The following is a 328-nucleotide window of genomic DNA, read 5'->3' on the forward strand; positions in this document are numbered from 1 at the left end:
ACGCACCGTGTAGTTACGCAGGCTCAGATCGACGTTGCGATACAGCGGATAGACGTAGAACGCGAGCAGGTAGACCACCACCGGCACGAGGAACGCCCATGCCGCCCACTGCCCTCTTGCCCGCTGCCCTCTTGCCCACTGCCCCGGACCGCCCCGGCGGGGTCTGCGGCGCGTGCTGCCTGCCCCCGGCGCCGGGGCCCGCTCCCGCCGGCCGTCCCCGGTCGGCGGGGCCGGCGTCTGTGTTGCGTGTTTCATGCTTTCCTTCGTCCGGACGACCAGAGGCGGGCCCGGAGCCCTACGCCCCGGGCCCGCGCGACGCTACTGGACG

1 pseudogene is annotated in these 328 nt (G+C 72.6%); it reads right to left on the reverse strand.

Going from position 1 to position 328, the window contains the following annotated elements:
- Positions 1 to 255, reverse strand: a pseudogene (locus tag HCK04_RS40710) (sugar ABC transporter permease); the annotation flags it as partial.
- Positions 256 to 328 lie beyond the last annotated feature (73 nt).

Source organism: Microbispora sp. CL1-1, assembly GCF_012034195.1.
GTDB lineage: Bacteria > Actinomycetota > Actinomycetes > Streptosporangiales > Streptosporangiaceae > Microbispora.